General features: G+C 70.5%; 27 protein-coding genes. 13 read left to right on the top strand and 14 right to left on the bottom strand.

The window, feature by feature from the left end; genetic code table 11:
* Positions 1-2 precede the first annotated feature (2 nt).
* The 4 genes from pstC (at position 3) to AC4BGB_RS14270 (ending at position 3,891) form a co-directional block, all read left to right on the top strand.
* Entirely contained in the window at positions 3-944 is a 942-nt protein-coding gene (gene pstC, locus AC4BGB_RS14285) for a phosphate ABC transporter permease subunit PstC (RefSeq protein ID WP_490547543.1), read from the top strand.
* Complete coding sequence (gene pstA / locus AC4BGB_RS14280) at positions 941-2,038, top strand: phosphate ABC transporter permease PstA (RefSeq protein ID WP_490547542.1); 1,098 nt, start codon at positions 941-943, stop codon at positions 2,036-2,038. The genes pstC and pstA overlap by 4 nt, the downstream gene beginning before the upstream one ends.
* An 18-nt stretch (positions 2,039-2,056) precedes the next feature.
* Positions 2,057-2,836, top strand: coding sequence for a phosphate ABC transporter ATP-binding protein PstB (gene pstB / locus AC4BGB_RS14275; protein WP_490547541.1), 780 nt, complete (start codon positions 2,057-2,059; stop codon positions 2,834-2,836).
* Between the two features lie 107 nt (positions 2,837-2,943).
* Positions 2,944-3,891 (top strand): glycoside hydrolase family 16 protein, encoded by a 948-nt coding sequence (locus tag AC4BGB_RS14270; RefSeq protein ID WP_490547540.1) that lies wholly within the window; start codon positions 2,944-2,946, stop codon positions 3,889-3,891.
* Positions 3,892-3,898: 7 nt separating this feature from the next.
* Here the strand turns inward: AC4BGB_RS14270 and AC4BGB_RS14265 are convergent, their stop codons facing one another.
* The 5 genes from AC4BGB_RS14265 to AC4BGB_RS14245 all read right to left on the bottom strand — a co-directional run bounded on the left by AC4BGB_RS14265 (position 3,899) and on the right by AC4BGB_RS14245 (position 7,383).
* Positions 3,899-4,900, bottom strand: coding sequence for an inorganic phosphate transporter (locus AC4BGB_RS14265; RefSeq protein ID WP_490547539.1), 1,002 nt, complete (start codon positions 4,898-4,900; stop codon positions 3,899-3,901).
* A 3-nt stretch (positions 4,901-4,903) separates the two neighbouring features.
* Complete coding sequence (locus AC4BGB_RS14260; protein WP_490547538.1) at positions 4,904-5,521, bottom strand: DUF47 domain-containing protein; 618 nt, start codon at positions 5,519-5,521, stop codon at positions 4,904-4,906.
* Between the two features lie 152 nt (positions 5,522-5,673).
* Positions 5,674-5,835, bottom strand: coding sequence for a hypothetical protein (locus AC4BGB_RS14255; protein ID WP_490547537.1), 162 nt, complete (start codon positions 5,833-5,835; stop codon positions 5,674-5,676).
* A 192-nt stretch (positions 5,836-6,027) separates the two neighbouring features.
* Entirely contained in the window at positions 6,028-6,231 is a 204-nt protein-coding gene (locus AC4BGB_RS14250) for a cold-shock protein (RefSeq protein ID WP_091731833.1), read from the bottom strand.
* A 582-nt stretch (positions 6,232-6,813) separates the two neighbouring features.
* Positions 6,814-7,383: a hypothetical protein gene (locus AC4BGB_RS14245; RefSeq protein WP_490547536.1), complete on the bottom strand. Its 570-nt coding sequence runs from the start codon at positions 7,381-7,383 to the stop codon at positions 6,814-6,816.
* Here AC4BGB_RS14245 and AC4BGB_RS14240 point away from each other — a divergent pair.
* Positions 7,355-7,753, top strand: coding sequence for a hypothetical protein (locus AC4BGB_RS14240; RefSeq protein WP_490547535.1), 399 nt, complete (start codon positions 7,355-7,357; stop codon positions 7,751-7,753). The genes AC4BGB_RS14245 and AC4BGB_RS14240 overlap by 29 nt on opposite strands.
* Positions 7,754-7,762: 9 nt before the next feature.
* Here AC4BGB_RS14240 and AC4BGB_RS14235 read toward each other — a convergent pair whose 3' ends face one another.
* On the bottom strand, positions 7,763-8,443 hold the full coding sequence (locus AC4BGB_RS14235; protein WP_490547534.1) for a hypothetical protein: 681 nt from the start codon (positions 8,441-8,443) through the stop codon (positions 7,763-7,765).
* 138 nt (positions 8,444-8,581) lie between these two features.
* Here AC4BGB_RS14235 and AC4BGB_RS14230 point away from each other — a divergent pair, with 138 nt between their 5' ends.
* From AC4BGB_RS14230 to AC4BGB_RS14220, 3 genes are all read left to right on the top strand, one after another.
* Positions 8,582-9,112, top strand: coding sequence for a hypothetical protein (locus tag AC4BGB_RS14230; protein WP_490547533.1), 531 nt, complete (start codon positions 8,582-8,584; stop codon positions 9,110-9,112).
* Between the two features lie 8 nt (positions 9,113-9,120).
* Entirely contained in the window at positions 9,121-9,768 is a 648-nt protein-coding gene (locus tag AC4BGB_RS14225; protein ID WP_490547532.1) for a hypothetical protein, read from the top strand.
* 213 nt (positions 9,769-9,981) lie between these two features.
* Positions 9,982-11,274, top strand: coding sequence for a hemolysin family protein (locus AC4BGB_RS14220; protein ID WP_490547531.1), 1,293 nt, complete (start codon positions 9,982-9,984; stop codon positions 11,272-11,274).
* A 28-nt stretch (positions 11,275-11,302) separates the two neighbouring features.
* Here AC4BGB_RS14220 and AC4BGB_RS14215 read toward each other — a convergent pair whose 3' ends face one another.
* Genes AC4BGB_RS14215 through AC4BGB_RS14205 form a run of 3 tightly spaced genes read right to left on the bottom strand, consistent with a single transcriptional unit; the run spans position 11,303 to position 14,177 of the window.
* Positions 11,303-11,920: a rhodanese-like domain-containing protein gene (locus AC4BGB_RS14215; protein ID WP_490547530.1), complete on the bottom strand. Its 618-nt coding sequence runs from the start codon at positions 11,918-11,920 to the stop codon at positions 11,303-11,305.
* Between the two features lie 23 nt (positions 11,921-11,943).
* Positions 11,944-12,783 (bottom strand): sulfite exporter TauE/SafE family protein, encoded by an 840-nt coding sequence (locus AC4BGB_RS14210; protein ID WP_490547529.1) that lies wholly within the window; start codon positions 12,781-12,783, stop codon positions 11,944-11,946.
* Positions 12,780-14,177, bottom strand: a complete 1,398-nt coding sequence (locus AC4BGB_RS14205; protein ID WP_490547528.1) for a rhodanese-like domain-containing protein — start codon at positions 14,175-14,177, stop codon at positions 12,780-12,782. The genes AC4BGB_RS14210 and AC4BGB_RS14205 overlap by 4 nt, the downstream gene beginning before the upstream one ends.
* 339 nt (positions 14,178-14,516) lie before the next feature.
* Here AC4BGB_RS14205 and AC4BGB_RS14200 point away from each other — a divergent pair, with 339 nt between their 5' ends.
* A complete protein-coding gene (locus AC4BGB_RS14200) occupies positions 14,517-15,428 on the top strand; it encodes an SDR family oxidoreductase (RefSeq protein ID WP_490547527.1) in 912 nt (303 codons plus the stop codon).
* A gap of 20 nt (positions 15,429-15,448) precedes the next feature.
* On the opposite strand, the gene AC4BGB_RS14195 is transcribed toward AC4BGB_RS14200, so the two are convergent.
* The 4 genes from AC4BGB_RS14195 to AC4BGB_RS14180 all read right to left on the bottom strand — a co-directional run bounded on the left by AC4BGB_RS14195 (position 15,449) and on the right by AC4BGB_RS14180 (position 18,852).
* Positions 15,449-16,156: a GAF and ANTAR domain-containing protein gene (locus AC4BGB_RS14195; RefSeq protein ID WP_490547526.1), complete on the bottom strand. Its 708-nt coding sequence runs from the start codon at positions 16,154-16,156 to the stop codon at positions 15,449-15,451.
* Positions 16,157-16,295: 139 nt separating this feature from the next.
* Positions 16,296-17,015 carry a GAF and ANTAR domain-containing protein gene (locus tag AC4BGB_RS14190; RefSeq protein WP_490547525.1) on the bottom strand — a complete coding sequence of 240 codons (720 nt, stop codon included), beginning with the start codon at positions 17,013-17,015 and terminating at the stop codon, positions 16,296-16,298.
* A 97-nt stretch (positions 17,016-17,112) separates the two neighbouring features.
* The gene (locus AC4BGB_RS14185) at positions 17,113-17,832 is read right to left on the bottom strand and encodes a GAF and ANTAR domain-containing protein (protein ID WP_490547524.1); all 720 of its coding nucleotides are present in this window, start codon (positions 17,830-17,832) and stop codon (positions 17,113-17,115) included.
* 177 nt (positions 17,833-18,009) lie between these two features.
* On the bottom strand, positions 18,010-18,852 hold the full coding sequence (locus AC4BGB_RS14180; RefSeq protein ID WP_490548444.1) for a helix-turn-helix domain-containing GNAT family N-acetyltransferase: 843 nt from the start codon (positions 18,850-18,852) through the stop codon (positions 18,010-18,012).
* A 98-nt stretch (positions 18,853-18,950) separates the two neighbouring features.
* Between AC4BGB_RS14180 and AC4BGB_RS14175 the strand changes: the two genes are divergently transcribed.
* The 4 genes from AC4BGB_RS14175 to AC4BGB_RS14160 are packed head-to-tail and all read left to right on the top strand — an operon-like array spanning position 18,951 to position 23,174.
* A complete protein-coding gene (locus tag AC4BGB_RS14175; protein ID WP_490547523.1) occupies positions 18,951-20,300 on the top strand; it encodes an NAD(P)-binding protein in 1,350 nt (449 codons plus the stop codon).
* Positions 20,297-21,592: an MFS transporter gene (locus AC4BGB_RS14170; RefSeq protein ID WP_490547522.1), complete on the top strand. Its 1,296-nt coding sequence runs from the start codon at positions 20,297-20,299 to the stop codon at positions 21,590-21,592. Before AC4BGB_RS14175 ends, AC4BGB_RS14170 begins: the two co-directional genes overlap by 4 nt.
* 8 nt (positions 21,593-21,600) lie before the next feature.
* Complete coding sequence (arsB, locus tag AC4BGB_RS14165) at positions 21,601-22,719, top strand: ACR3 family arsenite efflux transporter (protein WP_490548443.1); 1,119 nt, start codon at positions 21,601-21,603, stop codon at positions 22,717-22,719.
* Entirely contained in the window at positions 22,716-23,174 is a 459-nt protein-coding gene (locus AC4BGB_RS14160) for an arsenate-mycothiol transferase ArsC (RefSeq protein ID WP_490547521.1), read from the top strand. The genes arsB and AC4BGB_RS14160 overlap by 4 nt, the downstream gene beginning before the upstream one ends.
* A gap of 86 nt (positions 23,175-23,260) precedes the next feature.
* Here AC4BGB_RS14160 and AC4BGB_RS14155 read toward each other — a convergent pair whose 3' ends face one another.
* On the bottom strand, positions 23,261-24,682 hold the full coding sequence (locus AC4BGB_RS14155; protein ID WP_490547520.1) for a DUF4389 domain-containing protein: 1,422 nt from the start codon (positions 24,680-24,682) through the stop codon (positions 23,261-23,263).
* Between the last annotated feature and the right edge of the window lie 138 nt (positions 24,683-24,820).

The raw sequence follows: 24,820 nt of genomic DNA, 5'->3' as shown, positions 1-24,820 counted from the left end.
CCGTGATCGGCACCGAAGCACCGCCGGAGCCACGCGCCGTACGCCGAGTCGGCGACCGCGTCTTCTCCAACCTCGCCCGCGCGGCCGGGATCGCCATCCTGGTCGCGCTGGCGGGGGTGTTCCTCTTCCTGTTCATCGAGGGCGTCCCCGGGCTCACCCAGCCCGCCAGGTTCTACGGCCCCCGGGCCGAGAGCTTCCTGGGCTACGTCGGGCCGCTGCTGTTCGGGACCGTGCTCGCGGCCGTGATCGCGGTGGCGATCGCGGCCCCGCTCTCCTTCGGCATCGCCCTGGTGATCAGCCACTACGCCCCGAGGTCTATCGCGACGCCGGCGGCGTACCTGATCGACCTGCTGGCGGCCGTGCCCAGCGTGGTCTTCGGGCTCTGGGGGATCAGCGTGCTGGCCTCCGAGGTGACCCCGATCTACACCTGGCTCTACGACAACCTCGGCTGGATCCCGCTGTTCGCCGGACCGCCCTCGACGACCGGGCGCACGATCCTGACCGCCGGGATCGTGCTGGCGATCATGATCCTGCCGATCATCACCGCGATCTCCCGCGAGATCTTCGCCCAGACCCCCCGGCTGCACCAGGAGGCCGCGCTGGCCCTGGGCGCGACCCGGTGGGAGATGATCCGGCTGACGGTCTTCCCCTACGCCCGCTCCGGGATGGTCTCCGCGACCATGCTCGGCCTGGGCCGCGCGCTCGGCGAGACGATGGCCGTGGCGATGGTGCTCTCCGTGGGCGGCGGGATCAGCCTCAACCTGATCTCCTCCACGAACCCGGCGAGCATCGCCTCCAACATCGCCTCCAACTACAAGGAGGGCACCCCGGCCAAGGTCAGCATCCTGGTCGCGACCGGCCTGGTGCTGTTCCTGGTGACCTTCCTGGTCAACGCCGCGGCACGCTGGCTCGTGGGCCGCTCCGAGCGGAGGCTGAACCGTTGAGCACCACCACCCGGACCCAGACCACCGCGGCCGAGCTCTCCCCGGTCACGCTGCGCAAGCCCCGGCTCCCCCGGTGGGCCCCGGCGCTGGTGGCCACGATCAGCATCGCGCTGTCGCTCCTGCTCGGGCTGAGCCTGGGCTGGGGCCTCGCCGGCATCGTCGTCGTGGCGGCGCTGGTGCACGTGGTCTCGCTGCCCGCCTGGGCGCTCGTGATCGAGAACAAGCGCTCTGCGGTCGACCGGCTGATGACCTCGCTGGTGTGGTTCGCGTTCGCGATCGCGCTGGTCCCGCTGCTGTCCCTGATCTGGACCGTGATCGCGCGCGGAGCCCCCCAGGTCACCAGCACGTTCCTGACCTACTCGATGTTCCGCACCGACCTGTCCCAGCCGGTCGGGATCTACCACGCCCTGGTCGGCACCCTGCTGATCACGCTGTTCGCAGCGCTGATCTCGGTGCCGGTCGGCATCTTCGCCGCGATCTACCTGGTCGAGTACGGCAAGGGCAACCGGCTCGCGCGGGCGATCACCTTCCTGGTCGACGTGATGACCGGCATCCCTTCGATCGTGGCCGGGCTGTTCGCGTTCTCGCTGTGGATCCTGATCTTCGGGCCGTCCGCGCGCGCGGGACTCGGTGGCTCGATCGCGCTGGCGCTGCTGATGATCCCGATCGTCGTGCGCTCCACCGAGGAGATGCTCCGGCTGGTGCCCTCGGACCTGCGCGAGGCGGCGTACGCCCTGGGCGTGCCGAAGTGGCGCACGATCGTCAAGGTCGTGCTGCCGACCGCGCTCGGCGGGATCGTCACCGGCGTGACGCTCGCGATCGCGCGCGTGGTCGGCGAGACCGCCCCGCTGCTGCTGATCGCCGGCCTGACCACCCGCACCAACTTCAACGTGTTCTCCGACCGGATGACCACGCTGCCGGTGCTGATCTACACCCAGAACGCCAACCCCGGCATCCCGCCGGCCGACGGCGGTCTCGCGGCCGGTGTCGAGATGGCCTGGGGCGGTGCGTTCGTCCTGATCGTGATCGTGATGGTGCTCAACCTGACGGCACGCGTCGTCGGCAAGATCTTCGCCCCCAAGACCGGGCACTGAGGAGAAGGAAAGTTCCTGATGGCCAAGAGCATCGATGTCTCTGACCTCAACATCTACTACGGCGACTTCCTCGCCGTCGAGGACGTCACCGTCACGATCCCGGCCCGGTCGGTGACCGCACTGATCGGCCCGTCGGGCTGCGGGAAGTCGACCTTCCTGCGTTCGCTGAACCGGATGCACGAGGTGATCCCGGGCGCGCGCGTCGAGGGCAAGATCGTGGTGGACGGGCAGTCGCTCTACGACAGCGCGGTCGACCCGGTGGAGGTACGCCGGATGATCGGCATGGTCTTCCAGCGGCCCAACCCGTTCCCCACGATGTCGATCTACGACAACGTCCTGGCCGGGCTGCGGCTGAACAACGCCAAGATCAAGAAGGCCGAGGCCGACGTCGTGGTCGAGCGGTCGCTGCGTCACGCCAACCTGTGGGAGGAGGTCAAGGACCGGCTCAGCAAGCCGGGGATGGGCCTCTCCGGCGGCCAGCAGCAGCGCCTGTGCATCGCCCGGGCCATCGCGGTGGAGCCGCAGGTCCTGCTGATGGACGAGCCCTGCTCCGCGCTGGACCCGATCTCCACCTCGGCGATCGAGGACCTGATCCACCAACTGAAGGCCGACTACACGATCGTGATCGTCACCCACAACATGCAGCAGGCGGCCCGGGTCTCCGAGGACACCGCGTTCTTCAACATCGCGGGGGCCGGCAAGCCCGGTCGGCTGATCGAGATGAACAGCACCAAGAAGATCTTCAGCGTGCCGGACGAGCGGGCCACCGAGGCCTACATCTCCGGCCGGTTCGGCTGAGGCGTCCCGCACCGTACGCCGACCGGATCCCGGACACCGGACCGACCCCGTGCCGGCCCCCGGGCACGGCGCGGTCGTGGCGGGGTCCGCCCACCTAGGGTGCGTCCATGCCTCTCGCCGCGATCCTCGCCATCTGCGCCGGGGCCTGCCTCCTGGGCGGCCTCGCGCTGTGGCGGCGAGGGCGCCGCGCCTCTCCCCCTCACGGGAGCCATCGGTCCCCGGCGGTGCTGCTCGGCGTCGGCCTGGCGTGCGCGCTGGTCGCCACGCTGCTGGCGCGCGACGGCTCGGGAGATCGTCGTACGGACGCGGGCGGGGCCGCCAAGGTCGAGTGGGCGCTGATCCGCGACCTGGACCTCAGCCGTGACGAGGGCTGGACTCACAACCTGGGCAACCAGGGACGTGACTCCTCCATCTGCCGACCCGAGCAGGCGAGGTTCGGGACCGGACCGCAGGGCACCTCGCTCACCGTCACCGCGGAGCGCGAGTCGGAATCGGCGCCGATCTACAGCGTCGACATGAAGCTGCTCGACCTCGCGCTGCCGAACTACTTCCGCGCCGAGGTCACCGCGCGCGTCTCCTCCCTCGTGCCCGGGCTCTGGCCGGCCGCGCTGTGGTTCCGGCCCAACGGCCCCGGGGAGGGCGAGATCGACGTGCACGAGCTCTGGGGCAAGGACCCGCTGCCGCGGGAGAGCCAGATCTCGGCGATCTGGACGGCGAACGACGGCCGCGACGCGACCCTCATCCGGTCGAAGTCCGTGACCATGGACGAGTTCGACGACCCCGCGGCCGAGGGCCGGCACACGTGGGCGGTGGAGAAGGTCCCCGGCGAGATGCGCTACTACGTCGACGACGAGCTGGTGGCGACGCTGCGCCCCAAGACCATCCACGTCTCCCGGGAGGAGTGGGACTCCATGTGGGAGGTGGACACCCGGTGGTATCCACGGATCACGTTCCAGGTCGGCCCCGGGACCGGCAGCGCCGGACCGGTGGACGACTCCTGGCGCCGCTCGGACCTGGTGATCGACTCGATGCGGTTCTGGCGGATCGCCGGCTGAGCCGACCTCAGGGGAGCTGGAAGACGAACTTCAGCACGAGGTAGGTCAGCGCCGCCATGGTGCCGGCGGCCGGGAAGGTCAGCAGCCAGCCCACCAGGATGGAGCGCGCGACGCCCCAGCGCACCGCCGAGAGCCGCTTGGTGGCGCCCACGCCCATCACCGCGCTGGTGATGGTGTGCGTCGTGGAGATCGGGGCCTCGAAGACGTACGCCGTGCTGTAGAGCACCGACGCGGCCACCGACTCCGCGGCGAAGCCCTGCGGCGGGTCGAGGTGGATGATCCGGCGCCCCAGGGTGCGCATGATCCGCCAGCCGCCGGAGTAGGTGCCCAGGGAGATCGCGGTCGCCGCGGCGATGATCACCCACAGCGGCAACGGGTCCCCCTCGGCGACGTACCCGCCGGCGAGCAGCGCCAGGAAGATCACACCCATCGTCTTCTGCGCGTCCTGCAGGCCGTGACCCAGCGCCATCGCGGCCGCGGAGAGGGACTGGGCCAGGCGGAAGCCGCGCCCGACCTTGCCCGGGGCCTGGTTGCGGAACAGCCACATGATCAGCAGCATCATCCCGAAGCCGAGGGTGAATGCCACCAGCGGCGAGATCACCATCGGGATGACGACCTTCTCCACCACGGTGGCCCAGTTCACGGCCACGCTGGCGGTCAGGGCGGCCCCGACGAGACCACCGATCAGCGCGTGCGAGGAGGACGAGGGCAGCCCGAAGTACCACGTGATCATGTTCCAGGTGATCGCGCCGACCAGGCCGGCCATCACGATCACCAGGCCATGGCTGCCCGTTCCCGGGCTGATGGTCTCGCTGACCGTGCTGGCCACCTTCTGGCCGAGGAACGCGCCCACGAAGTTCATCACCGCGGCCATCAGCAGCGCGACCCGCGGGGTCAACGCCCGGGTGGAGACCGAGGTGGCGATCGCGTTCGCGGCGTCGTGGAAACCGTTGGTGTAATCGAAGATCAGAGCAACTGCGACGACCGCGATGATGATCGCGAGTTCCACCGGTCAGTTCTCCTTGGCGTGGATCTGCTCGATGATGTTCGCGACCTTCTCGAAGGCGTCGACCGCGTGCTCGAGGGCGTCGACGATGTCCTTGAGCTTCAAGACGTCGAGGGCGTCGTACTGCCCGCTGAACAGCTTGGCCAGGATCCGGCGGTAGCTCTTGTCCCCGGTGTTCTCGAGACGGTTGATCTCGATCCAGAACTCTTCGAGGTTCTTCATCGACTTCAGCCGCGGCATCGCCTCGGCGGTGAGCTCCGCGCAGCGCTGGAGTACGTCGACCTGCTCGGCCAGCTCGGCCGGCAGGGAACCGACCTCGTAGAGCACCGTCAGGTCGACGGCCTCCTCCATGAAGTCCATGACGTCGTCGAGACCCGAGGCGAGGGCGTAGATGTCCTCGCGGTCGAACGGCGTCACGAAGGTCGCGTTGACCCGCTTGGCGATCTCGTGCGTGGTCTCGTCGGCCTCGTGCTCGGCGTCGCGCATGCGGTCGGCGATGGCCGGGCGGTCGGCGGAGTCATCGAGCATCTCCGCGAGGATCGCGGCGCCGTCGACGAGGTGCGTCGCGGAGTCGGTGAGCAGTTCGTAGAAGACGCTGTCCACTGGCTTGAATCTCAGAGCCACGGGTTAACTCCTGGTCGGGTGGTCAAAACGTTGCACATGCTAAGAGGTGCTCGCACCGGCAGCGCAACTCGGAGCACCGGTAGCACGACAAGTGAACTACACCCGACGACGTCTCGATGACACGGCAGTGCCCAAGTGACCCGCAGCGAGGCTCAGTCAGCGGTGCGCGGGTGTGGGACCACGCCGAGAATGTGATCGATCTCGCTGAGCGAGAGGTGCCCGTCGGCCTGGTTTGCCGCCACGATCAGGTTGGCCGTCAGCTCGACTTCACTGAGGAGCTCGTCGTCCTCGAGACGCACGTTGAACGGGTCCACCCGAGCGTCCTCCCATTCGGATCAGCGCCATTTCTTGGCTATCTCTTGCTCTTACCCCGGCGTGCGTGGTGAAAACCGCGCAGCGCGGCGGGCCTCCGCGTTTTCTGGTACCTACCGGTAACCGCGGGCCTGAATTGCGAAAGGAGCCCCGACCCTCTCGGGTCGGAGCTCCCTCCGGTGTCTAAGCGTGCGTCAGACGGCGCGAACGTTCTCGGCCTGCGGACCCTTGGGGCCCTGCGTGACGTCGAACTCGACCTTCTGGTTCTCGTCGAGGGACTTGTAGCCCTGCGACTGGATGGCCGAGTAGTGAACGAAGACGTCGTCGCCGCCGTTCTCCTGGGCGATGAAGCCGAAGCCCTTCTCGGCGTTGAACCACTTCACGGTGCCTTGTGCCATGCTCTTTTTCTCCTGTTACTGAGGCGTGAGACCGCCACTTCGGCGGCCTCTGCAGAGTGCGGGTGATACGCCGTCCCGCCTCGCAAGCCGTGTAGCAAAGAGAAGAAACGCCGTTGGATCACAAACTCCAACAAGCGTTGAGTACCGCTGGAACTTGCACCCTGCTCCACTAGCGTAGCAACCTCTTGGGCAACTTCGCGCCACCCCCCGGCGAAAGCGGTTCTCGGCGCGCCACCTCGGTGACCAGGAACACCCCCTGCAACCCACGATCGCGACGCATGGCAGCCTCCATTGACCGCCCGGGTGTGTCGCCGTACGTTCCGATAGCCGTCATCTGACAGGAGCAGCCGTGAGCGATCCCGACCAGGAGGAACCGCGCCGCGGTCTGCTCTCCCGTATCCGCCGCCGGGAGCCGGGTCCGGAGCTGAAACCGGGTGCGACCGGCACCGCCGCCGACTCGCCCGACTCGGCCGAGAAGGCCGACGAGGGATGGGTGCTGCACGAGGCCGCGGACGGGTCCGGCTTCGACGGCTGGCTCTACCACTTCGCCGACGGCGCCATGGTCGCCGAGGACGGGACGGTCTACCAGCACACCGGCACCGGCGACACGGTCACCGAGGCGGAGCCGGAACCGGCGCCCCGACCCGAGCCCGAACCGGAGCCCGAGCCCGAGCCAGAACCCGAGCCCGAACCGGAACCAGAGCCCGAACCCGAGCCCGAACCGGAGCCCGAGCCCGAGCCCGAACCGGAACCAGAGCCCGAGCCCGAACCGGAACCAGAGCCCGAGCCCGAGCCCGAGCCCGAGCCCGAGCCAGAACCCGAGCCCGAACCGGAGCCCGAGCCCGAACCGGAGCCCGAACCGGAGCCGGAGCCGGAGCCCGAGCCCGAACCCGAACCGGAGCCCGAGCCCGAACCCGAACCGGAACCCGAACCGAAGCCCGAGCCCGAACCCGAACCGGCCGCCGAGGCGGCGCCCGAACCGGAACCCGAGCCCGACCCCGAGCCCGAACCAGACCCGGAGCCCGAGCCCGAGCCCGAGCCCGAGTCCGAGCCCGCTGCCGTGCCGGCCAACGTGTCGTACTCCCCCTCGGAGGTGCCCAACCACGTGCTCGGCGCCGTGTTCGTGGCAGCCGCGATCGCCGCGGTGCTCACCCTCTTCCCGGTGCTGGCGGAACCGGACCCGGGCGGCTTCGTCCTGGTGGCCTGCCTGGCCCTGATCGCAGCCGGCGCGGGCTGGGCGCTCACGCACTGGAGCCCGCAGGTGGTCTCCGTCCGCGACGGCGTCCTCGAGGTGTCCGGTCGCGACAGCACGGCCGAGTTCGACCTGCGCGACCCGCGGACGAAGGTGACGCTCGGCGAGGAGCCGCGGTCCCCCAGCTGGCGGTCCACCTTCGAGTCGCCCGAGGGCTCGGTCGCCGTCGTCCGGGCCCGCCAGGTCAAGGTGCGGCAGTTCACCGAGATCGTCGAGCACCACCGGAGCCACGCGAAGGAGCGGGGCAGGAGCAAGGATCCGGTCGACTGAGCGGTCCGCTCAGCCGGGCCGGCCGTTCCCCCGCCGCGACCTGCGGGCGTCGAGGTAGGCCGGCTCGCGCAGCCGCACCACCCAGGAGTACTGGTCGAGGCCGGGGACCGGGTTGCGCACCGGGTCGAAGGACACCGCCTGGTCCGGCGCCGAGCTGGAGCTGAGCTCCAGGGTGGCGAAGCGCTGCCAGTCGGCGTCGGTTCGCGCCCAGGCCAGCTCGTAGCCGGTGGGGCCGGTGGCGCGCGCAGCCAGCCACAGCGGACCGACGGGCGAGCGGTAGGGCAACAGGGTCGTCAGCGGACGTGAACCCGGCCGCCGACCGAAGGTGAGCAGGAACCGTCCCAGGCGCGAGGTGCCGGTGGAGGCGAACAGCACGTCGGCGACCCCGCCGTCGACCTGCCTCCTCAGGGCGAGCCCGTGGATGTCGGGCAGTGCCTCCGGAAGCCCGATCGCCCGGGAGATCCGGACGAGGACCTCTTCGGTGCCGGGCTCGTCGAGCCAGGCGACCCCGGACCGGGCCGGGGACCCCTCACGCCGCAAGGAGCCGGTGATCACCTCGCCGGTGGGGTGCAGCGGCTTCTCGGCAGGGCGCAGGGCGGAGACCGAGCGGATCGCCGCGGCGAGCACCGCACCTCCTGCGGCCGAGCCGGCGCGTACGGCGCGGGTCGCGAATTCTGGGCGCTGTGCCATGGAACCTCCTCCGGAGCCGGACTCCCCCCCGTTCCCCGTTGGCGGCGTCGCTCACCTGCTTATCGCCCATTCGGGATGCCAGACATCTCACACCGTCCAATGTGTGTCAGGTGCCACCGAACGGGCACGGTCCCGACCATGAGCAATGACAAGGCATCACAAGCCCGGGAAGGGCTCCTCGACAGCGTCGCCGGCAAGGCCAAGGAGGTCGCCGGGGCGGTGACCGGCAAGGACGACCTCGTGGAGGAGGGCCAGCTCCAGCAGGCCGAGGCACGCAACCGCAAGGAGGCCGTGGCCGAGGAGGCCGTCGCTGACGCGAAGCGCCAGGAGGCCGCCGAGGAGGTCCGGGAGACCACCGCCGAGACGGCCGCGCAGCGCAGTGCCGCCCGCGCCCAGGCCGCGCGCGAGGAAGCCGTGGTCGAGCAGCGCCGCGAGGGCGAGCAGGCAGCGGCCGAGCGTCAGGCCGCGGTCCAGGAGGCCGCCGGCCAGGAGGCCGCGGAGAGGCGGGCCGACCAGCTCGCCGAGACCCGACTCCGGGACGCCGAGGCACTCGAGGACGACGCCGATGCCACCGAACGGCAGGCGAACGCCGAGAGGCTCCGCCTCGAACGCGAGGCCGCCGTCGCCGACCAGCAGGCCGCGCAGCTGCGCGCCGAGACCGAGAAGTGAGGACCACCATGATCAGCACACTCATCGCACTGCCCTACGAGCTCGCGCGACTCCCGCTCGTGGTCGTGGACAACACCCTGGGAGCCAGACTCCCGCAGACCTCCGCGCCGCGGGTCACGCTGGACCGGGCCATCGGCTCGGCCGACAAGCTCGCCGGGAGCCTCCTGGGCAACCGCGGCATCGCCCAGCGCGGCGCCGACCGGCTCGAGCGATCCGAGACGCTGCTGCAGGCGACGCGGCTCGAGCAGGAGGCGGCAGCTCGCCGCGAACAGGCCCAGGAGAAGGCAGCCACGGCCCGCCAGCAGGCGCAGGAGAAGCGCAGGAGCGCCCAGAAGCGAGCCCAGTCGGGGCTCGAGGAGGCGGACGCCGCCGAGGCGCGTGGCAAGCGGGAGGCCACCGCACGCGCAGCGAAGACCGCGGCCGGGAAGAAGGCCGCAGCGGAGAAGCGAGCAGCCGACCAGGCCGCCACGGTCGAGCAGCGCAAGGAGCGGGTCGAGAGCGCCGCCGAGGCCAAGCAGCAGGCGGCCCGGCGCAAGGCCGAGGCAGAGCTCACCGAGGCCCGGGAGACCAAGCAGTCCGCCGCCGAGGCCCGCGCCGACGCCGAGCGCCTCGGCGACCTCGCCGAGGCGAAGAAGCGGCAGCGCACGAAGAGCTGAACGGCTTCGGGGCCGCCAGGGTTGGGGCGGTCCCGAAACCCGTGATCTCGAACCTCGGGACCTGTGGTGGAGGACCCGCAGGTCCTCTCCCTTAAGCAGGGCAGTGCCCGGGGCGACAGATTTCAATCAGCCGTGGGCACCGGTGTCCACAATGGGCGTGGTCGCGGCTGCGATGCTTGAGGAACACCGTCTCTCGTCGGAAGGTCCTCGGCCGTGGACCAACAGACCCTGCTCAACATGCTGCTCGTCCTCGCCTTCGTCCTGGTCGGCGGCGTGTTCGCCGGCACCGAGATCGCCCTGGTGTCGCTGCGCGAGAGCCAGATCGACCAGCTGGAGAAGCAGTCCAAGCGGGGGGCGCGGGTGGCGGCCGTGGCCCGCGACCCGAACCGTTTCCTGGCCGCGGTGCAGATCGGCGTCACGGTCGCCGGGTTCTTCTCAGCGGCGTACGGCGCCTCCACGCTGGCACCGGACTTCGCCCCTCTCCTGACCAGGATCGGGCTCGGGGACAGGCCGGCCGAGACCGTCTCGGTGGTCGTGCTCACCCTGCTCGTGGCCTACCTCTCGCTCGTGCTCGGCGAGCTGGTCCCCAAGCGGCTCGCGCTGCAGAAGTCGGCCGGACTCGCACTGCTGGTCGGGCCGCCGCTGGACCGGTTCGCGCAGCTGATGCGCCCGATCATCTGGCTGCTCTCCAAGTCCACCGATGCGGTGGTGCGGCTGCTGCGCGGAGACCCCGACGCCACCTCGGAGGAGGTCAGCGACGAGGAGCTGCGCTACCTCGTGGAGCAGAACCCCAACCTGGACGCAGCCGAGAAGACGATCCTGCGCGACGTCTTCGCCGCCGGTGACCGGTCCCTGGCCGAGGTGATGCGGCCCCGGGCGGACATCGCCGCGCTGGCCCTCACCGACACGGTCGGCGACGTGATGTCGACCATCCAGGAGAGCCCGTACTCGCGCTACCCCGTCTACCGGGCCGGCATCGACGACGTCACGGGGTTCATCCACGTGCGCGACCTGCTGGGCGTGTCAAGGGACACCCCCCTGAGCCAGCTGGCTCGCCCCATCCCGTTCCTGCCGGCGACGAACCGGGTGCTGCCGACGTTGGCGACGATGCGCTCCGAGGGCGCCCACCTGGCTCTGGTCATCGACGAGTACGGCGGGACGGACGGCATCGTCACCCTCGAGGACCTCGTCGAGGAGCTGGTGGGCGACATCCGCGACGAGTACGACGTGGAGGACCTCCTCGCCGAGACCGACGAGAGCCTCGATGCCGGTCTCAGCATCGAGGACTTCGCCGCACGCACCGGGGTCGAGCTGGCCGACGGCCCCTACGAGACCGCCGCCGGCTTCGTCCTGAACGCGCTCGGGCGGCTCGCCAAGGTCGGGGACACGGTGACCGTCGGTGACCACCAGCTGGTGGTCACCGAGGTCGACCGGCTCCGGATCACCAAGCTCGCCGTACGTCCGGTGCGGCCCCCTGCGGCCGAGGCCCCCACGGAGACCGCCTAGCGCCGGGTGGAGGGGTCGTCCGGGCGGCTCAGGTGCGGTCGCCGGCGAGAGCGAGGAGGACGTCGCCGATCTCGACCTCCTCGGCGGCACGGTTCCACGGCATCCGGGACAGGACCATCCCCATGGCACAGGTGTTGCTGAGCGCGGCGAAGCTCAGGCCGGCCCCGACGGCGCCGGCGACCCACTTCAGCCGCGGCGCGACGGTGGAGCCGAGCACGCTGGCGGCAACGATCGAGCCCGCGACCAGGCGGACCTGGCGCTCGAGCTCCCAGTTCTCGCGTCCACGCACGACCGGGGCCCCGGCGGCCTCCCACGCGACGATGCCGCCCGCGAGGACACGCAGCCCCTGGCGGCCCGTCGTGGTCAGCGCCTGCTCGGCCTGGGTTGCGCGGGCGCCGGAACGGCACACGAGCACGGTCTCCTGTCCCAGGTGGGGAGCGAGGTCGGCCCGGTGCTCGCGGAGCAGGTCCAGCGGGACGTTGTAGGAGCCAGCGATGTGGGCGGTCTCGAACTCGGCGGGGGTGCGGACGTCGAGCAGGCGCGGCGCCTGGGGTCCCTCGAGGAGCTCGCGGAGCTCGGCGATGTCGATCGCGGCTCGGGTGGCCGGGGTCTGGGTCTGGGTCTGGGGCTGGGTCTGAGTGGTCATGGTGATGCCTTTCGGGGTGGTGTTCAGAACAGTGCGGGCACCGCTTGGAGGCCGGTGTAACCGGCGACCAGCAGCAGCAACGCCGTGAAGGCGGTCTGCAGCCTGCCGGTGGAGATGCGGCACGCCAGGCGGGCACCGAGGTGACCGCCGATCAGGGCGAAGACCGTGAGGAACCCGACCAGCGCCCAGTCGGGCTGGGCCGCGGCGCCGGCCCGGACGAGCAGGGCTGCGGCCGAGGTGATGGAGATGACGACCAAGGAGGTGCCGGCGGCCAGCCCGATCGGGAGCGCGAGGGCCAGGACCAGCGCAGGTACGACGAGGAACCCGCCGCCCACGCCGAGGAACCCGGTGAGCAGGCCCACGACGGTCGCGGTCACGAGCACCTTCAGGGCCCTGGGACAGGCGCAGGCGAAGTGGGGGCTGAACGTGATGATCGGGTCGTCCAGCTGGGTCCGGACCGGTGGCACTCCGCCGCCCGCGGCCGCCCGGTGTGCCTTCACCTGACGCGCCACCATCACGAGCGCGACCACCAGCAGCAGCACGGCGAACGAAGCCATCAGCACCGGTCCCGGAACCAGGGCCGACGCCTTCGCGCCGACAGTGGCCCCGCCGATGGCGACCACCCCGAAGGTGACCCCACGAGCCAGCAACAGGTTGCCTGCTCGCTTCGCGGTGACGGCTCCGATGACCGAGGTCAGGCCGACCACCACCAGGGATCCGGTGGTGGCCTGGCCCGGCGTCTGCCCGAGCAGGTAGACGAGCACCGGAACGGCCAGCACCGAGCCGCCGCCGCCGAGCGCGCCGAGGCTGAGCCCGATGAGCAGCCCAGCGGCGGCGGCCAGGAGCAGCAGGGCCGGGGTCACGCGGTCTCGGGGCCCACCAGGTGCAGCCCGACCTCCTCGGCGTTCGCGAAGGCGTCGTCGATGGCGACCAGGCGCAGCCCGGCGGCCGAGAGGAAGGACGCGGCGACAGAGGCGCGGTAGCCACCGGCGCAGTGCACCCACACCTCGCCCTCCGGCACCTCGTCCAGGCGCTTGGGGATCTCCTGGAGCGGGATGTTGACCGCGCCCTCGATGCGGGCGGCGGCGTACTCGTCGGCACGGCGCACGTCCAGCACGGTGACCTCGCGGTGGTGCCGGACCTGGGCGAGGTCGGCGAAGCTGGCGGTGGCGAAGGACGCGAGGTCGACCCCGGTGCCCGCGACCCAGTCGGCCGGGGTGCCGGTGGATGCGGCCGCGGGCCGGTCGATGCCGATCCGCACCAGCTCGCGCTGGGCCTGGGCCACCTGCTCGGCGCTCTCGCCGAGCAGGGTCAGCGGCGTACCCCACTCGATCAGCCAGCCGAGGTAGGTCGCGAAGCCGCCGTCGATGCCGAAGTTCAGCGACCCGGGCACGTGCCCGGCCGCGAACAGGGTCCGGTTGCGCAGGTCGACGACCCACTCGCCGGCCTCGATGCGGCGGCGTAGCTCGGCGGGCTCGGCCCGGTCGGGCGCGGACAGGTCCGGCTCGGCCGGCCCGGCGGCGTTGGCCGGTCCCATGTGGGCGTAGTAGGCGGGGTAGGCGGTCAGGCCCGCGAGCAGGTCGCGGACGTAGGTCTCCTCGTCCTGGGTCAGCACCGGGTTGGAGGTGCGCTCCTGCCCGATGGTGGAGGCGGACGCGTCGGACTGGGTGGCCGAGCAGAAGGAGCCGAAGCCGTGGGTGGGGAACACCTCGGCCGCGTCCGGCAGGACCTCGGCCAGGCGGTGCGCCGAGGCGTGCTGCGCACGGACCAGCTCATCGGTGTGCTGCTTGCCCAGCAGGTCGGGACGACCGGTGGCGCCGAAGAGCAGCGAGCCGCCGGTGAACACCCCGATCCGCTGGCCGGAGGAGGCGTCCTCGAGCGCGTAGGACAGGTGGGTGAAGGTGTGGCCCGGGGTGGCGAGCGCGCTCACCCGCATCCGGCTGCCCACCTCGATCACCTGCTCGTCGACGATGCCGGTGCGCTCGAAGGAGACCTCGTCGGCGGCGTTGATCAGGTACGCCGCACCCGTACGCCGCGCCAGGGCCAGCCCCCCGGTCACGTAGTCGTTGTGGATGTGGGTCTCGAAGACGTGCGTGAGCCGGACGTCGTGCTCGGCGAGCAGGTCCAGGACGCGGTCGATGTCGCGCTGCGGGTCGATCACGAACGCGAGCTCGCCGTCGTGGACCAGGTAGGAGCGGTCACCCAGCGTCGGGGTCTCGATCGCAACGATGGTCAGCTCATCGGTGGTGCGGTTCATCGGGTCTCCTCCGGGAGGTTCAAGGGCGACTGGCGGCCCGCCGAGAGAGCCGTTCCTAGATACCCCAGGGGGTATCTGTCAGGATCGACCATAACACCCCCAGGGGTATCTGCGAAGCCACCCGGGTTTCCCGCCGCGGCGTACCCAGGGACTTCGGCGACCGAACGACGCTGGCCTGGGAGCGCACGGCGCTGGCCTTGCTCGTGGTGGTCGCCATGACCGCCCTGTCGCCGGCACCGAGGTGGTCTTCGTGCTCCGCACCTGACTCCTCCGGATGATTGCGATCGGCCTCTGCGGGTACCTGTCGAGCCGTCCGTCCCCACGACTCTCGGAGACCACATGAGCGACCAGCGACCTGAGACCACCGACCCGGCCGAGCAGCACACCCAGCCGGACACCGAGGGCGAGCAGCTCCCCGGCCCCGGGTCACCGGGGTCGGTCACCCCGCAGATGGGCGAGGAGCCCGACCACGGCGAGTCGAGCTATCGGGGCACCGGCAAGCTCACCGACCGGGTGGCCGTCATCACCGGCGGTGACTCGGGGATCGGTCGCGCCGTCGCGTTGGCCTTCGCCCGCGAGGGTGCCGATGTCGTCCTGGCCTACCTCGAGGGGGAGGACGAGGACGGCCGGCGTACGGCGGAGCTCGTCGAGGAGGCCGGACGCAAGGCCGTGCTGGTCCCCGGCGACCTCACCACCGAAGAGGCCTGCCGAGCGCTCGTGGACCGTGCGGTCTCCGAGTTCGGTCGCATCGATCTCCTGGTGAACAACGCGGCCTACCAGATGGTGCAGCCCGGCGGCATCGCCGACATCACCACCGAGCAGTTCGACCGGGTGATGAAGACCAACCTCTACGCGATGTTCTGGCTCTCCAAGATGGCCCTCCCGCACATGCCTCGCGGCGGCGGCATCATCAACACCTCCTCGGTGCAGGCCTCCAGCCCGGGACCACAGCTGCTGGACTACGCGACCACCAAGGCCGGCATCGTGAACTTCACCCGCGGGCTCGCGCCGACCGCCGCCGAGCAGGGCGTCCGGGTCAACGCCGTCGCACCAGGCCCGATCTGGACGCCGCTGATCCCCGCGACGATGCCCGAGGACATGGTGGAGTCCTTCGGCGCCGACACCCCTCTGGGCCGTGCCGGACAGCCCGCCGAGGTCGCTCCGGCGTACGTTTTCCTGGCCTCGGCGGAGTCGAGCTACATCACCGGCGAAGTCATCGCAGTGACCGGCGGGATGCCCGTCTCCATCTGAGCGAGCACCAGGACGCCTGCTCAGCAGTCGGCAGGTGGCGGCAGCTCGACTCCGGTCGCGGAGCGTTGCGCCACCATCTGCTCGGCGATGTCGCGGAGCTTGACGTTGGAGTAGGAGGATCGTCGTCGGAGCACGGCGAAGGCGGCTGTCTCGGTCAGCTGATACTGCGCCATCAGCAGTCCCATCGCGATCCCGATGGTCCTGCGTGTGACCAGTGCGCGGTGGAGGTGCTCGATCTGTCGAGAACTGGCCAGCATGCCGGCGATCTGCGCGGCGAGCGCCTTCGCGATCGCGGGTGACGTGTGGGCGACCTCGGCGTGGGTCGTCGAATACAGGTTCAAGGATCCCAGCAGGTTGCCTTCGCGCCACAGCAGCGGTGTCGCGACCTGGGACCTCAACCCGAGACCAGTCGCCGAGGAGACGTAGCGGTCCCAGCGTGCGTCACCTTCGATGTGGGGAGCGACGACCGGAGAAGCGTCCCGAAGACTGTCGATGCACGGCCCCTCGCTCAGGCCGTACTGGAGACGATCCAGGTCCGCCACCACATCCCCAGCCTGCGCGCAGGTGGCGAGGCTTCCGGCGCCATGGATGACCGTGACGCTCACCTGGTCGAAGTCGGGCAGGAGGCGCCGCACCAGGTCCAGCGTCAGGATCAGTGGCTCCCGCGCGTCGCCGACGGTCGCGTTGCTCGTTGCTCTCGCTGGAGCTTCCTGCAGGAAAACGCTCATGGCTGGACCCCGGGTACTGGTAGCTGTCAGATTCGCTACCGGGTCTGGGGCAGTCAGCACAGTCAACCACAGGAAAGAGCCGAAGTGGAGCCCCAGCCTCGACGTGGACACGGGGCAGCCACCTGGCCGGGCGCTCAGCTCACTGCGGGCGCGTGAGCTCTGGCAGGAGTCCCGGGTCATTTGTGACCGTGTAGGCCACTTTGCTCAGCCGCAGGCCGTGCGTACGGCAGTAGTTGCGCAGCCTGGTGAATGCCTCGTCGGTGGTCCCACCGTGGAGCTGGGCAAGAGCACCCTTGGCCTGCTCCACCACGATGCGGCTGTTCAGGGCGGATTGCAGCTGCTCGGTCAGGAGCTCGCCATGGGCAATGGCGCGTTCCTGCAGGAGCCCGATGGTCGCGATGTCCGCCAGCGCCTGGACCACGCGGACATCAGCCGGCTCCATCGACCCGGTGTCGTCACCGAACATGTTCAACGCCCCGATGACCTGACCCCGTAGTCGCATGGGGAACGCGTGGACTGCCCGGTACCCGGCGGCGACGGCCCACGGTGCGAACGTGGGCCACCTGTCGTGGGCCACCTCGAGGTCGGTGTTGATCACAGGCTCGCCCGTGCGGTAGCAGTCCTGGCACGGCCCTTCTTCGGCCTGGGCCTGGAACAGCTCGAGCATCTTGGTGCGCTCGTCGGAGGCTGCCATCAGCTGGAGTCGCCCGCGGTGGTCCGCGAGCATGAGCCCACAGGCTCGCGCTTCGACCAGGTCAGAGGTGTGTGTTGTCACCAGCTGCAGGAACTCGATCAGATCGAATTCATCGACAAGGGTGTCGGCGACTTCGACGAGCACTAGTGCAAGTCGGTCAGACATTATCGTTGCCATGTGCGGTTGTCCCCTTCAGCTGGGAGCGGTGCCGGACCGGGTGGGCTGGTGGTGGCTTGTCGAGGACAGGCCAAGTTCGTGCTCACTAGTCCGACTCCAGAGTGAGTCTACGGTCGAGAACGTCGCGGGCAACGTCGATGAGGCGCCGCTCGTGGGCGAATGCGAAGGCTCGGAGCCGGGCCAGCGCCTCCTCGGCGCTGACGCCGAGCTGGACCAGCAGCATTCCCTGGGCTTGGTAGACCTCGACGCGGCTGTCATCGAGCTCCTCGACGAAGCCGCCGGGGTCAGACCCTGCTCTGGCGTCGAGAAGCCCTTCCATCACGATCTCGGCGAAGGTCAGAGCCCGCGTGAGCATTCCCGAGGACATGCTCCCCGTGTGGTCGCGATAGACGTCCAGAGCGCCCAGTCGGGCAGCACCGACCTGGAGCGGGAAGGCGAACACTGACCGCACCCCGTGCTGGTGCGCCGCCGGCGCATATCCAGGCCACGTGGTGGTTGCCCTGGCCAGGAGGTCGGGCACGAGGACCGGGCTACGCGATGCGTAGGCGTCGATGCAGGGCCCTTCACCCATGACGAACTGCAGCTCGTCGATCAACAAGCTGGCCGGACTCGAAGCCGCGGCGTTGATCGGTTCCCTCCCGCCGGAGAGAACGCACACGCCGACGCCCATCGCCGACAGTTCGCGACTTGCCGCACGACAGGCACGCTGCATCCATCCGGTGACCCCAGCACTGTCTCCATCGGCCGCGGACTCCTGCGCGATCAGCTCCCGCACCCGCGCCGTTTGATCAGGTGCTGAGGTCATGGCACGACCATGTCGGATCGCCCCATGAGACCGGGACCGACGCCTACGGTGGTCCGCGCAGCCTGGCGGGGCGCCACTACAGCACTTCTGTCGTTCCACATACCGCGCGCTCCCTCAACAGGGCCGCCGGGTCTGGGACGACAAGTGCATTTCCAGCACCATACCCGGTGTGCCTGCTCAGTTGATCTCGCTACGGCGTTCGAGCAGGACGACGTCGCGCCAGGCCCCGTCGAGCTGCGCGATCCGGGTGCGTACGGCGAGGGTGCGGTAGCCGGCCGAGTGGTGCAGCGCCAGGCTGGCGCGGTTCTCGGGGAAGATCGAGGCCTGCAGCGTCCACATCCCGGCCTTGTCCGCCTCGTTGACCTGGGTGAACAGCAGCGCCTTCCCGACACCGCGACCCCGCGCAGCCTCTGTGACGTAGACCGACGTCTCGCCGACTCCGGCGTAGCAGTCGCGTCCCGAGACGGGCATCACCGCGGTCCAGCCGACCACCACACCCTCGAGCTCAGCGACCCAGGCCATGCCTGGGACCCACTTGGCGCGGAGCTGCTTGGCGGTGGGGACCTTGGTCTCGAACGTCGCGTTGCGGGTGGCCAGGCCTTCCTCGTAGATGGCCAGGACCGCCTGCATGTCTTTGTCGGACACCGGCCGGGTGCTGACGTCGGCGGGCAAGTCCTCGGGGCAGCACGGAGGTGACGCCAAGGTCCCCATCACGACATCGGCAGCGTGCGGCAGACCGGTGCAGCAGGCCGCGTTGACCGACACCATGCTCGAGGTGCCCACCTTGTCGACGACCACGAAGCCGACCTTGCGGAGGTGCTCGACATGGTGTGAGCAGGTGGACTGGCTCACCCCCACGGCCTCGGCGAGGTCGCCGACGCTCATCGCGCCTGCGGGCGAGGTGGCGAGGGCGTGCAGCACCCGGACCCGGGTGGGATCGGCGAGAACCGCGAACCACTCCGCGTAGGTGGCTGCGTCCTGCTTCGTCAGGCTCGGGGCGGGGCGCGCCGGCGATGACATCACGGGGACAGCCTACCTTTGCTCCATCGACTCTGATCGATACTGTAGCGATGCATCGACAGCTGTCGATGGATCTCAGTGTGTGAGGAGAGCTGGCAATGGAGCACCCCGTGGCCATCATCGGAGCCGGTCCGATCGGGCTGGCCGCCGCTGCCAACGCGACCGAGCGCGACCTGGCCTTCGTCGTACTCGAGTCCGGCGACGCCGCCGGTGCCGCCGTCGCCGAGTGGGGTCACGTGCGGCTGTTCTCGGCCTGGCGCGAGCTCATCGACCCCGCGGCCCGTCGACTCCTCGAGGCCAGTGGGTGGGCGGCGCCGGACGACGACGCCTACCCCACCGGCGCCGAGTGGCGCGAGCGCTACCTGCTCCCCCTCGCCGACCTCCTCGCCGCTTCTCCCCTGGGCGCCATCCACTACGAGTCGCGTGTCGTCGCAGTGGGCCGGTCCGGCCGCGACCTGCTCGTCGACTCCGGCCGGGAGTCCGATGCGTTCGCGCTCCACGTCCAGACCCCAGGGGGTCGCCGGCGCATGCTCGCCGGCGCCGTCGTCGACGCCTCCGGCACCTGGAGCCGGCCGAACCCTCTCGGTGCCGACGGCTACCCGGCCCTGGGCGAGGAGGAGAACGCGGCCCGGATCAGCTACGGCATCCCGGACCTCGAGGACCCCGCGGTGGCTGCGCGGTACGCCGGCAAGCACGTCGCCGTCGCCGGGAAGGGCGCCTCGGCCCAGGGCGTCCTGATCGGCTTGACCCGGCTCGCCCAGCAGGACCCTGCGACCCGGGTCTCCTGGCTGCTGCGCCGGGCCGGGGTCGGGGACGCCTTCGGCGGTGGCGACAACGACCAGCTCGCGGAGCGGGGCAAGCTGGGCCAGGACGCCAGGGCTGCCGCCGCCAGCGGTGTGGTCACCAGCGTGACCCGGTTCCGCACCGAGTCCGCGGTCGCGGGCAGCGACGGACGCCTCACGCTCACCTCGGTCGACGGCCAGCAGGTCGACGACGTCGACGAGGTCATCGTCGTGACCGGGTTCCGCCCCGACCTCGACTTCCTCTCCGAGGTGCGACTCGACCTCGACCCGGCACTGGGCGCCCCGCGCGTGCTCGCGGCGCAGATCCACCCCGACCACCACTCCTGCGGTGACGTCCAGCCCCATGGCTTCAAGGAGCTCGCGCAGCCCGAGCGGGATCTCTACCTGGTCGGGATGAAGTCCTACGGCCGGGCGCCGTCCTTCCTGGCCATGACCGGCTACGAGCAGGTGCGGTCGGTCATGGCGGCGCTGGCGGGCGACCTGGAGTCGGCCGAGCGGGTCGAGCTGGTGCTGCCCGAGACCGGTGTGTGCAACGGCGCCGGCGCCTTCGACGCGCCGGACGCCGTCGCCGACGCGGGCGGCTGCTGCGGCGCCCCGGCCGCCTCCCAGCCGCAGCTGGTCACCCTCGGGCGCCCGGGCGAGTGACCCCCGAGCCCCGGTCGGCGGCGCCGGAGACCGGAGCGCTCGACGGCGCCGGCCTGCGGCAGGTGGTCCTGGTCCTCAGCACGGTCCAGATCACGTCGTGGGGCGTCCTCTACTACACCTTCGCCGCGCTCCAGTCCTCCATCACCGAGGACACCGGCTGGTCGAGCGTCGCGGTCACGGGCGCGTTCTCGCTCGCCCAGCTCCTCTCCGGTGGCGTCGGCGTCTGGGTCGGGCGCCACATCGACGGGTTCGGTCCGCGCCGGGTGATGACCGCGGCCTCGCTGCTCGCCGTACCGGGAGTCCTGGCCGTCGCGACGGCACCGACCCTGCTCGTGTTCTACCTCGGCTGGTCGGTCGTCGGGGTGGCGATGGCCGGCACCCTGTACCCACCGGCGTTCGCCGCGCTGACCCGGTGGGGCGGGGAGCGCCGCGTGCGCGCCCTGACGACGCTGACGCTGGTGGCCGGCCTGGCCAGCACCGTGTTCGCGCCGCTGGCCTCCGGGCTCGAGGACTGGCTGGGCTGGCGCGGCGCCTACCTGGTGCTGCTTGCCGCGCTGGCCCTGATCACGGTGCCGCTGCACTGGTGGGGACTCGACCACCCCTGGGGCCGGGCGCACCACGTCGACGCGGACCTCACCCGAGTCCCCGGTGGGCGCCGCGACGCGGTGGCCACGGTCATCCGCAGCCGCGCCTACCTCGCCCTGATGCTGGCGAACGCGATGACCGCCCTGGCCGTCTTCGCGGTGGTGATCAACCTGGTGCCGATGCTGGTCGAGCAGGGCATGACCCGGAACCTGGCCGCGGTGGCGCTGGGCCTCGGCGGTGTCGGGCAGGTGCTGGGACGGCTGGGCTACGCCCGCTTCGCCGCCGCCACCTCGGTCACCTCGCGAGGTGTCATCGTGGCCGCCTCGGTCGCGGCGGGCACTGCGGCCCTGGCGCTCGCGCCGGCCTCGGCGAGCCTGCTCATCATCGTGGGGATGGGGCTGGGGCTCGCCCGCGGGATGTACACCCTCGTCCAGGCCACCGCCATCACCGACCGGTGGGGGCCGACCGCCTACGGCACCCTCAACGGCATCCTGTCCGCGCCCGCCCTGGTCGCCGCCGCTGCGGCACCCTTCGTGGGTGCGGCCCTGGCCCACGTCCTCGGCTCGTACGCCGACGCGTTCCTCGTGCTCGCAGCAGTCGCCGTGCTCGCCGCAGTCCTGATGGCGGTGGCCACGCCACCACCTCCCCCCTCCCGCGTCGATGCCGGCGCCGGGAGTCCCGATCCGCTCGACGAGGGGTCCTTGTGAACCAGGCCATGCACGGAAACCACGAGGCGAACGTCTCCGAGGACCCCGTCCTCCGGCGTCTCTCCACCCTGGACCGCTACCTGCCGCTGTGGATCGGTGTGGCGATGGCCGTCGGGCTGCTGCTCGGTCGTCTCGTCCCCGGCCTGGACGACGCACTCGCGGCGGTCGAGATCGGGTCGGTCTCCCTGCCCATCGCCATCGGCCTGCTGATCATGATGTACCCCGTGCTGGCCAAGGTCCGCTACAACGAGCTCGGTCACGTCACCCGCGACGGCCGCATGCTCGGCACCTCGATCTTCTTGAACTGGGTCCTCGGTCCCGCCTTGATGTTCGCCCTCGCCTGGCTGCTGCTCCCCGACCTGCCGGAGTACCGCACCGGCCTGATCATCGTCGGCCTGGCCCGCTGCATCGCGATGGTCCTGATCTGGAACGACCTGGCCTGCGGGGACCGTGAGGCGGCCGCGATCCTGGTCGCGATCAACGCCGTCTTCCAGATCCTCGCCTTCGCCCTGCTCGGCTACTTCTACCTCCAGGTCCTCCCCGGCTGGCTCGGCCTTGAACAGACCCAGCTCGACGTCTCGATCTGGGGCATCGCCAAGTCCGTGCTGGTCTTCCTCGGCATCCCACTCCTGGCCGGATTCCTGACCCGCACCTTCGGAGAGCGCGCCAAGGGCCGGGAGTGGTACGAGTCGAGGTTCCTGCCCAGGATCGGGCCGGCCGCCCTCTACGGCCTGCTGTTCACGATCGTGATCCTCTTCGCGCTCCAGGGCGACACCATCACCAACCAGCCCCTCGACGTTGCCCGGATCGCGTTGCCGCTGCTGGCCTACTTCGCCCTGATGTGGGGCGGCTCCATGCTGCTCACCAAGGCGCTCGGGTTCGACTACCAGCGGGCCACCGCCGTCTCGTTCACCGCTGCCGGCAACAACTTCGAGCTCGCCATCGCGGTGGCCATCGGCGTCTTCGGCGTCACCTCCGGACAGGCCCTCGCCGGGGTCGTCGGCCCCCTGATCGAGGTCCCGGCCCTGGTCGGACTGGTCTACGTCAGCCTCTGGGCCCGGAGGTTCTACCGCGAGCGCTCCACCCCCACCGGCGCCACCACCAGCAACACCGGAGGGACCCGATGAGCCAAGGCACCGCCAGCACCACACCGCAGGTCGTGTTCGCGTGTGTGCGCAACGGCGGACGTTCGGTGATCAGCCGGGTGCTCACCGAGCACTACGCCCAGGGCCGGGTGACCGCACTGTCGGCCGGCACCCAACCAGGCGAGCAGATCCACCCCGAGGTCGCCGAGGTGCTGGAGAAGCTCGGTCTCGACACCTCCACGGAACTGCCCAAGCTGCTGACCCGCGAGACCATCGCGGCGAGCACCATGGCCATCACTCTCGGGTGCGGCGAGGAGTGCCCCTACGTCCCCGGCGTGAAGTACGTCGACTGGCCGGTCGCCGACCCCGGCGGCCAGGACGAGAGCACCGTGCGGGGCATCGTCGCCGACCTCGACGGTCGGGTCCGGGCGCTGCTCCTCGAGCTCGTCCCCGACCTCGAGCTGCCCCCCTCGGTCCTGGAGAGCCGAGTGACCTGACCGGTGTCGCCACGCACGGGGCAAGAGTGGTTGGTATCCCCCGCTGACACTCGGCCAGTGGGACGCGAGCTCTCAGCCGGTCGCGGTCATCGGGTGGGGGTCCCGGTCGGCGGCGCCCGGAGCCTGCCGCGGCCATCGCGGGAGGCGGCGCGGAGAGCGAGGGCCGCCAGGGCGAGCCCGAGGAGGATCATGACGAGGCCCGTCACCGCGAGCGCGACGACGACCGCCGCGACGATCGGGAGCTCGGCTCCGACCGCGACGTCGCCCCGGACCACGGGGCTGGCGTCAGTGTTCATGAGCACGTAGCTCCACTCGCCGTCGGCCGGCTCCCAGTCGACGCGCAGCCGTCCTCCGCCAGAGTCCTGGACCGTCCAGAAGTCCTGATCGCCAGGGGCCGCGACGCTGCCCGAGCCTGCCTGCGTCCGGTAGACCGGCCGTCCGTCCTCCCAGCCGGTCACGGTGACGTGGTCGACCCCGGCCAGGTAGTCCTCGACGTCGCGGGTGCGGGCGAGCCCGAGAAAGAGCTCGGCTCCAGAATCCGGTTCGACGGTGACCCGGACCTTGCCGATGAGCGCGTCCGGCAGGAAGTCTCCGGGTTCTTCGCTGTGCAGGTCCACGCTGGTCGAGGTGATCGCGCTGGTCCGGGTGGACACCTCCGTGCGCTCGCTCATGAGGAAGCCGTCCCGGTCCTGGGCTCCGACGTTGACCAGGCCGAGCGCCGCCCCGATGAGCGCGCACGTGAGCCCGATGGTCACGAGCACTGAGCCGACCGTCAACGCCACCGCGCGAGCGGCGGTCCAGCCTGTCGCCGCCGGCGGCGGCCTCGGCGTCACCGGGTCGCGCCCACCTTGGTCCAGCGCGAAGGGCGGGTACCGGTCGGTCATCAGGGTCGCGTAACCCACGACCCGGAAGACCCACCGGTTCAGCCCGATCACCAGGTCGAACAGCCGTTCGGGGTAACGCCCGGCGAAGAGCAGGTAGCCCGCCGCCACCAGCACCAGCACCCCGATCAGCCCCGGGCCCCAGGACGAGGCGAAGTTGTCGTCGGTGGCGGCGTACCCCGCTCCGCCGAGGAGGGCGCCGAGGACGAGGTACTGCGGGATGGCCAGCAGCCACCACTTGACCAGGACGAGCCCGCGGGACAGGTGCTCGGGATAGTCCACGTCGAGATGGGCGGGATAGTCGGCCACGTCGTGCAGCGAGAAGGGCGGGTAGCGGTCGGTGCCCAGGGCGCCGTAGGCGTAGAAGCTGACCCGCCACGACCAGCGCAGCACCCCGACGTTGAAGTCGAACATCGCCCGTGGGTACCGCCCAGCGAACAGGATTGCGAAGAAGGCGAGGACGGTCATGACCATGAACGCGATCCCCAGGAAGAACAGCACCACGTAGTGCGGGATCGCGAGCAGCCACTTCACCAGCCAGAGGCCCCGCGAGGTCTGCGGGTCGAGCTCGGCGTCGACGTGCACGGGGTACGACGCGCTCCCCGGCGGAGTGAATGCAGCCGACATCGGGTCCTCCTCTGAGTCGCACGTCGTGCGCGGGCCGGCAGGGACGACCTCCAATCAAGGTTAGAACTCGGCCCAAGGCACGCATCTGCCGCTGAACGACGTCTCGAGGGCCGTTTGGTCCGGAGAACCTGACGAGTT

This window comes from Nocardioides sp. Z30_9, assembly GCF_058215735.1.
The sequence above is the reverse complement of the archived record's forward strand: the minus strand, read 5'-3'. Positions and strand labels throughout refer to the sequence as shown.

Coding starts and splice junctions, on each gene's coding strand:
- pstB (WP_490547541.1), top strand. CDS start 2,057: ATGGCCAAGAGCATCGATGTCTCTGACCTCAACATCTACTACGGCGAC.
- AC4BGB_RS14270 (WP_490547540.1), top strand. CDS start 2,944: ATGCCTCTCGCCGCGATCCTCGCCATCTGCGCCGGGGCCTGCCTCCTG.
- AC4BGB_RS14250 (WP_091731833.1), bottom strand. CDS start 6,231: ATGGCACAAGGCACCGTGAAGTGGTTCAACGCCGAGAAGGGCTTCGGC.
- AC4BGB_RS14235 (WP_490547534.1), bottom strand. CDS start 8,443: ATGGCACAGCGCCCAGAATTCGCGACCCGCGCCGTACGCGCCGGCTCG.
- AC4BGB_RS14230 (WP_490547533.1), top strand. CDS start 8,582: ATGAGCAATGACAAGGCATCACAAGCCCGGGAAGGGCTCCTCGACAGC.
- AC4BGB_RS14225 (WP_490547532.1), top strand. CDS start 9,121: ATGATCAGCACACTCATCGCACTGCCCTACGAGCTCGCGCGACTCCCG.
- AC4BGB_RS14215 (WP_490547530.1), bottom strand. CDS start 11,920: ATGACCACTCAGACCCAGCCCCAGACCCAGACCCAGACCCCGGCCACC.
- AC4BGB_RS14205 (WP_490547528.1), bottom strand. CDS start 14,177: ATGAACCGCACCACCGATGAGCTGACCATCGTTGCGATCGAGACCCCG.
- AC4BGB_RS14200 (WP_490547527.1), top strand. CDS start 14,517: ATGAGCGACCAGCGACCTGAGACCACCGACCCGGCCGAGCAGCACACC.
- AC4BGB_RS14195 (WP_490547526.1), bottom strand. CDS start 16,156: ATGAGCGTTTTCCTGCAGGAAGCTCCAGCGAGAGCAACGAGCAACGCG.
- AC4BGB_RS14190 (WP_490547525.1), bottom strand. CDS start 17,015: ATGTCTGACCGACTTGCACTAGTGCTCGTCGAAGTCGCCGACACCCTT.
- AC4BGB_RS14185 (WP_490547524.1), bottom strand. CDS start 17,832: ATGACCTCAGCACCTGATCAAACGGCGCGGGTGCGGGAGCTGATCGCG.
- AC4BGB_RS14180 (WP_490548444.1), bottom strand. CDS start 18,852: ATGTCATCGCCGGCGCGCCCCGCCCCGAGCCTGACGAAGCAGGACGCA.
- AC4BGB_RS14175 (WP_490547523.1), top strand. CDS start 18,951: ATGGAGCACCCCGTGGCCATCATCGGAGCCGGTCCGATCGGGCTGGCC.
- arsB (WP_490548443.1), top strand. CDS start 21,601: ATGCACGGAAACCACGAGGCGAACGTCTCCGAGGACCCCGTCCTCCGG.
- AC4BGB_RS14160 (WP_490547521.1), top strand. CDS start 22,716: ATGAGCCAAGGCACCGCCAGCACCACACCGCAGGTCGTGTTCGCGTGT.
- AC4BGB_RS14155 (WP_490547520.1), bottom strand. CDS start 24,682: ATGTCGGCTGCATTCACTCCGCCGGGGAGCGCGTCGTACCCCGTGCAC.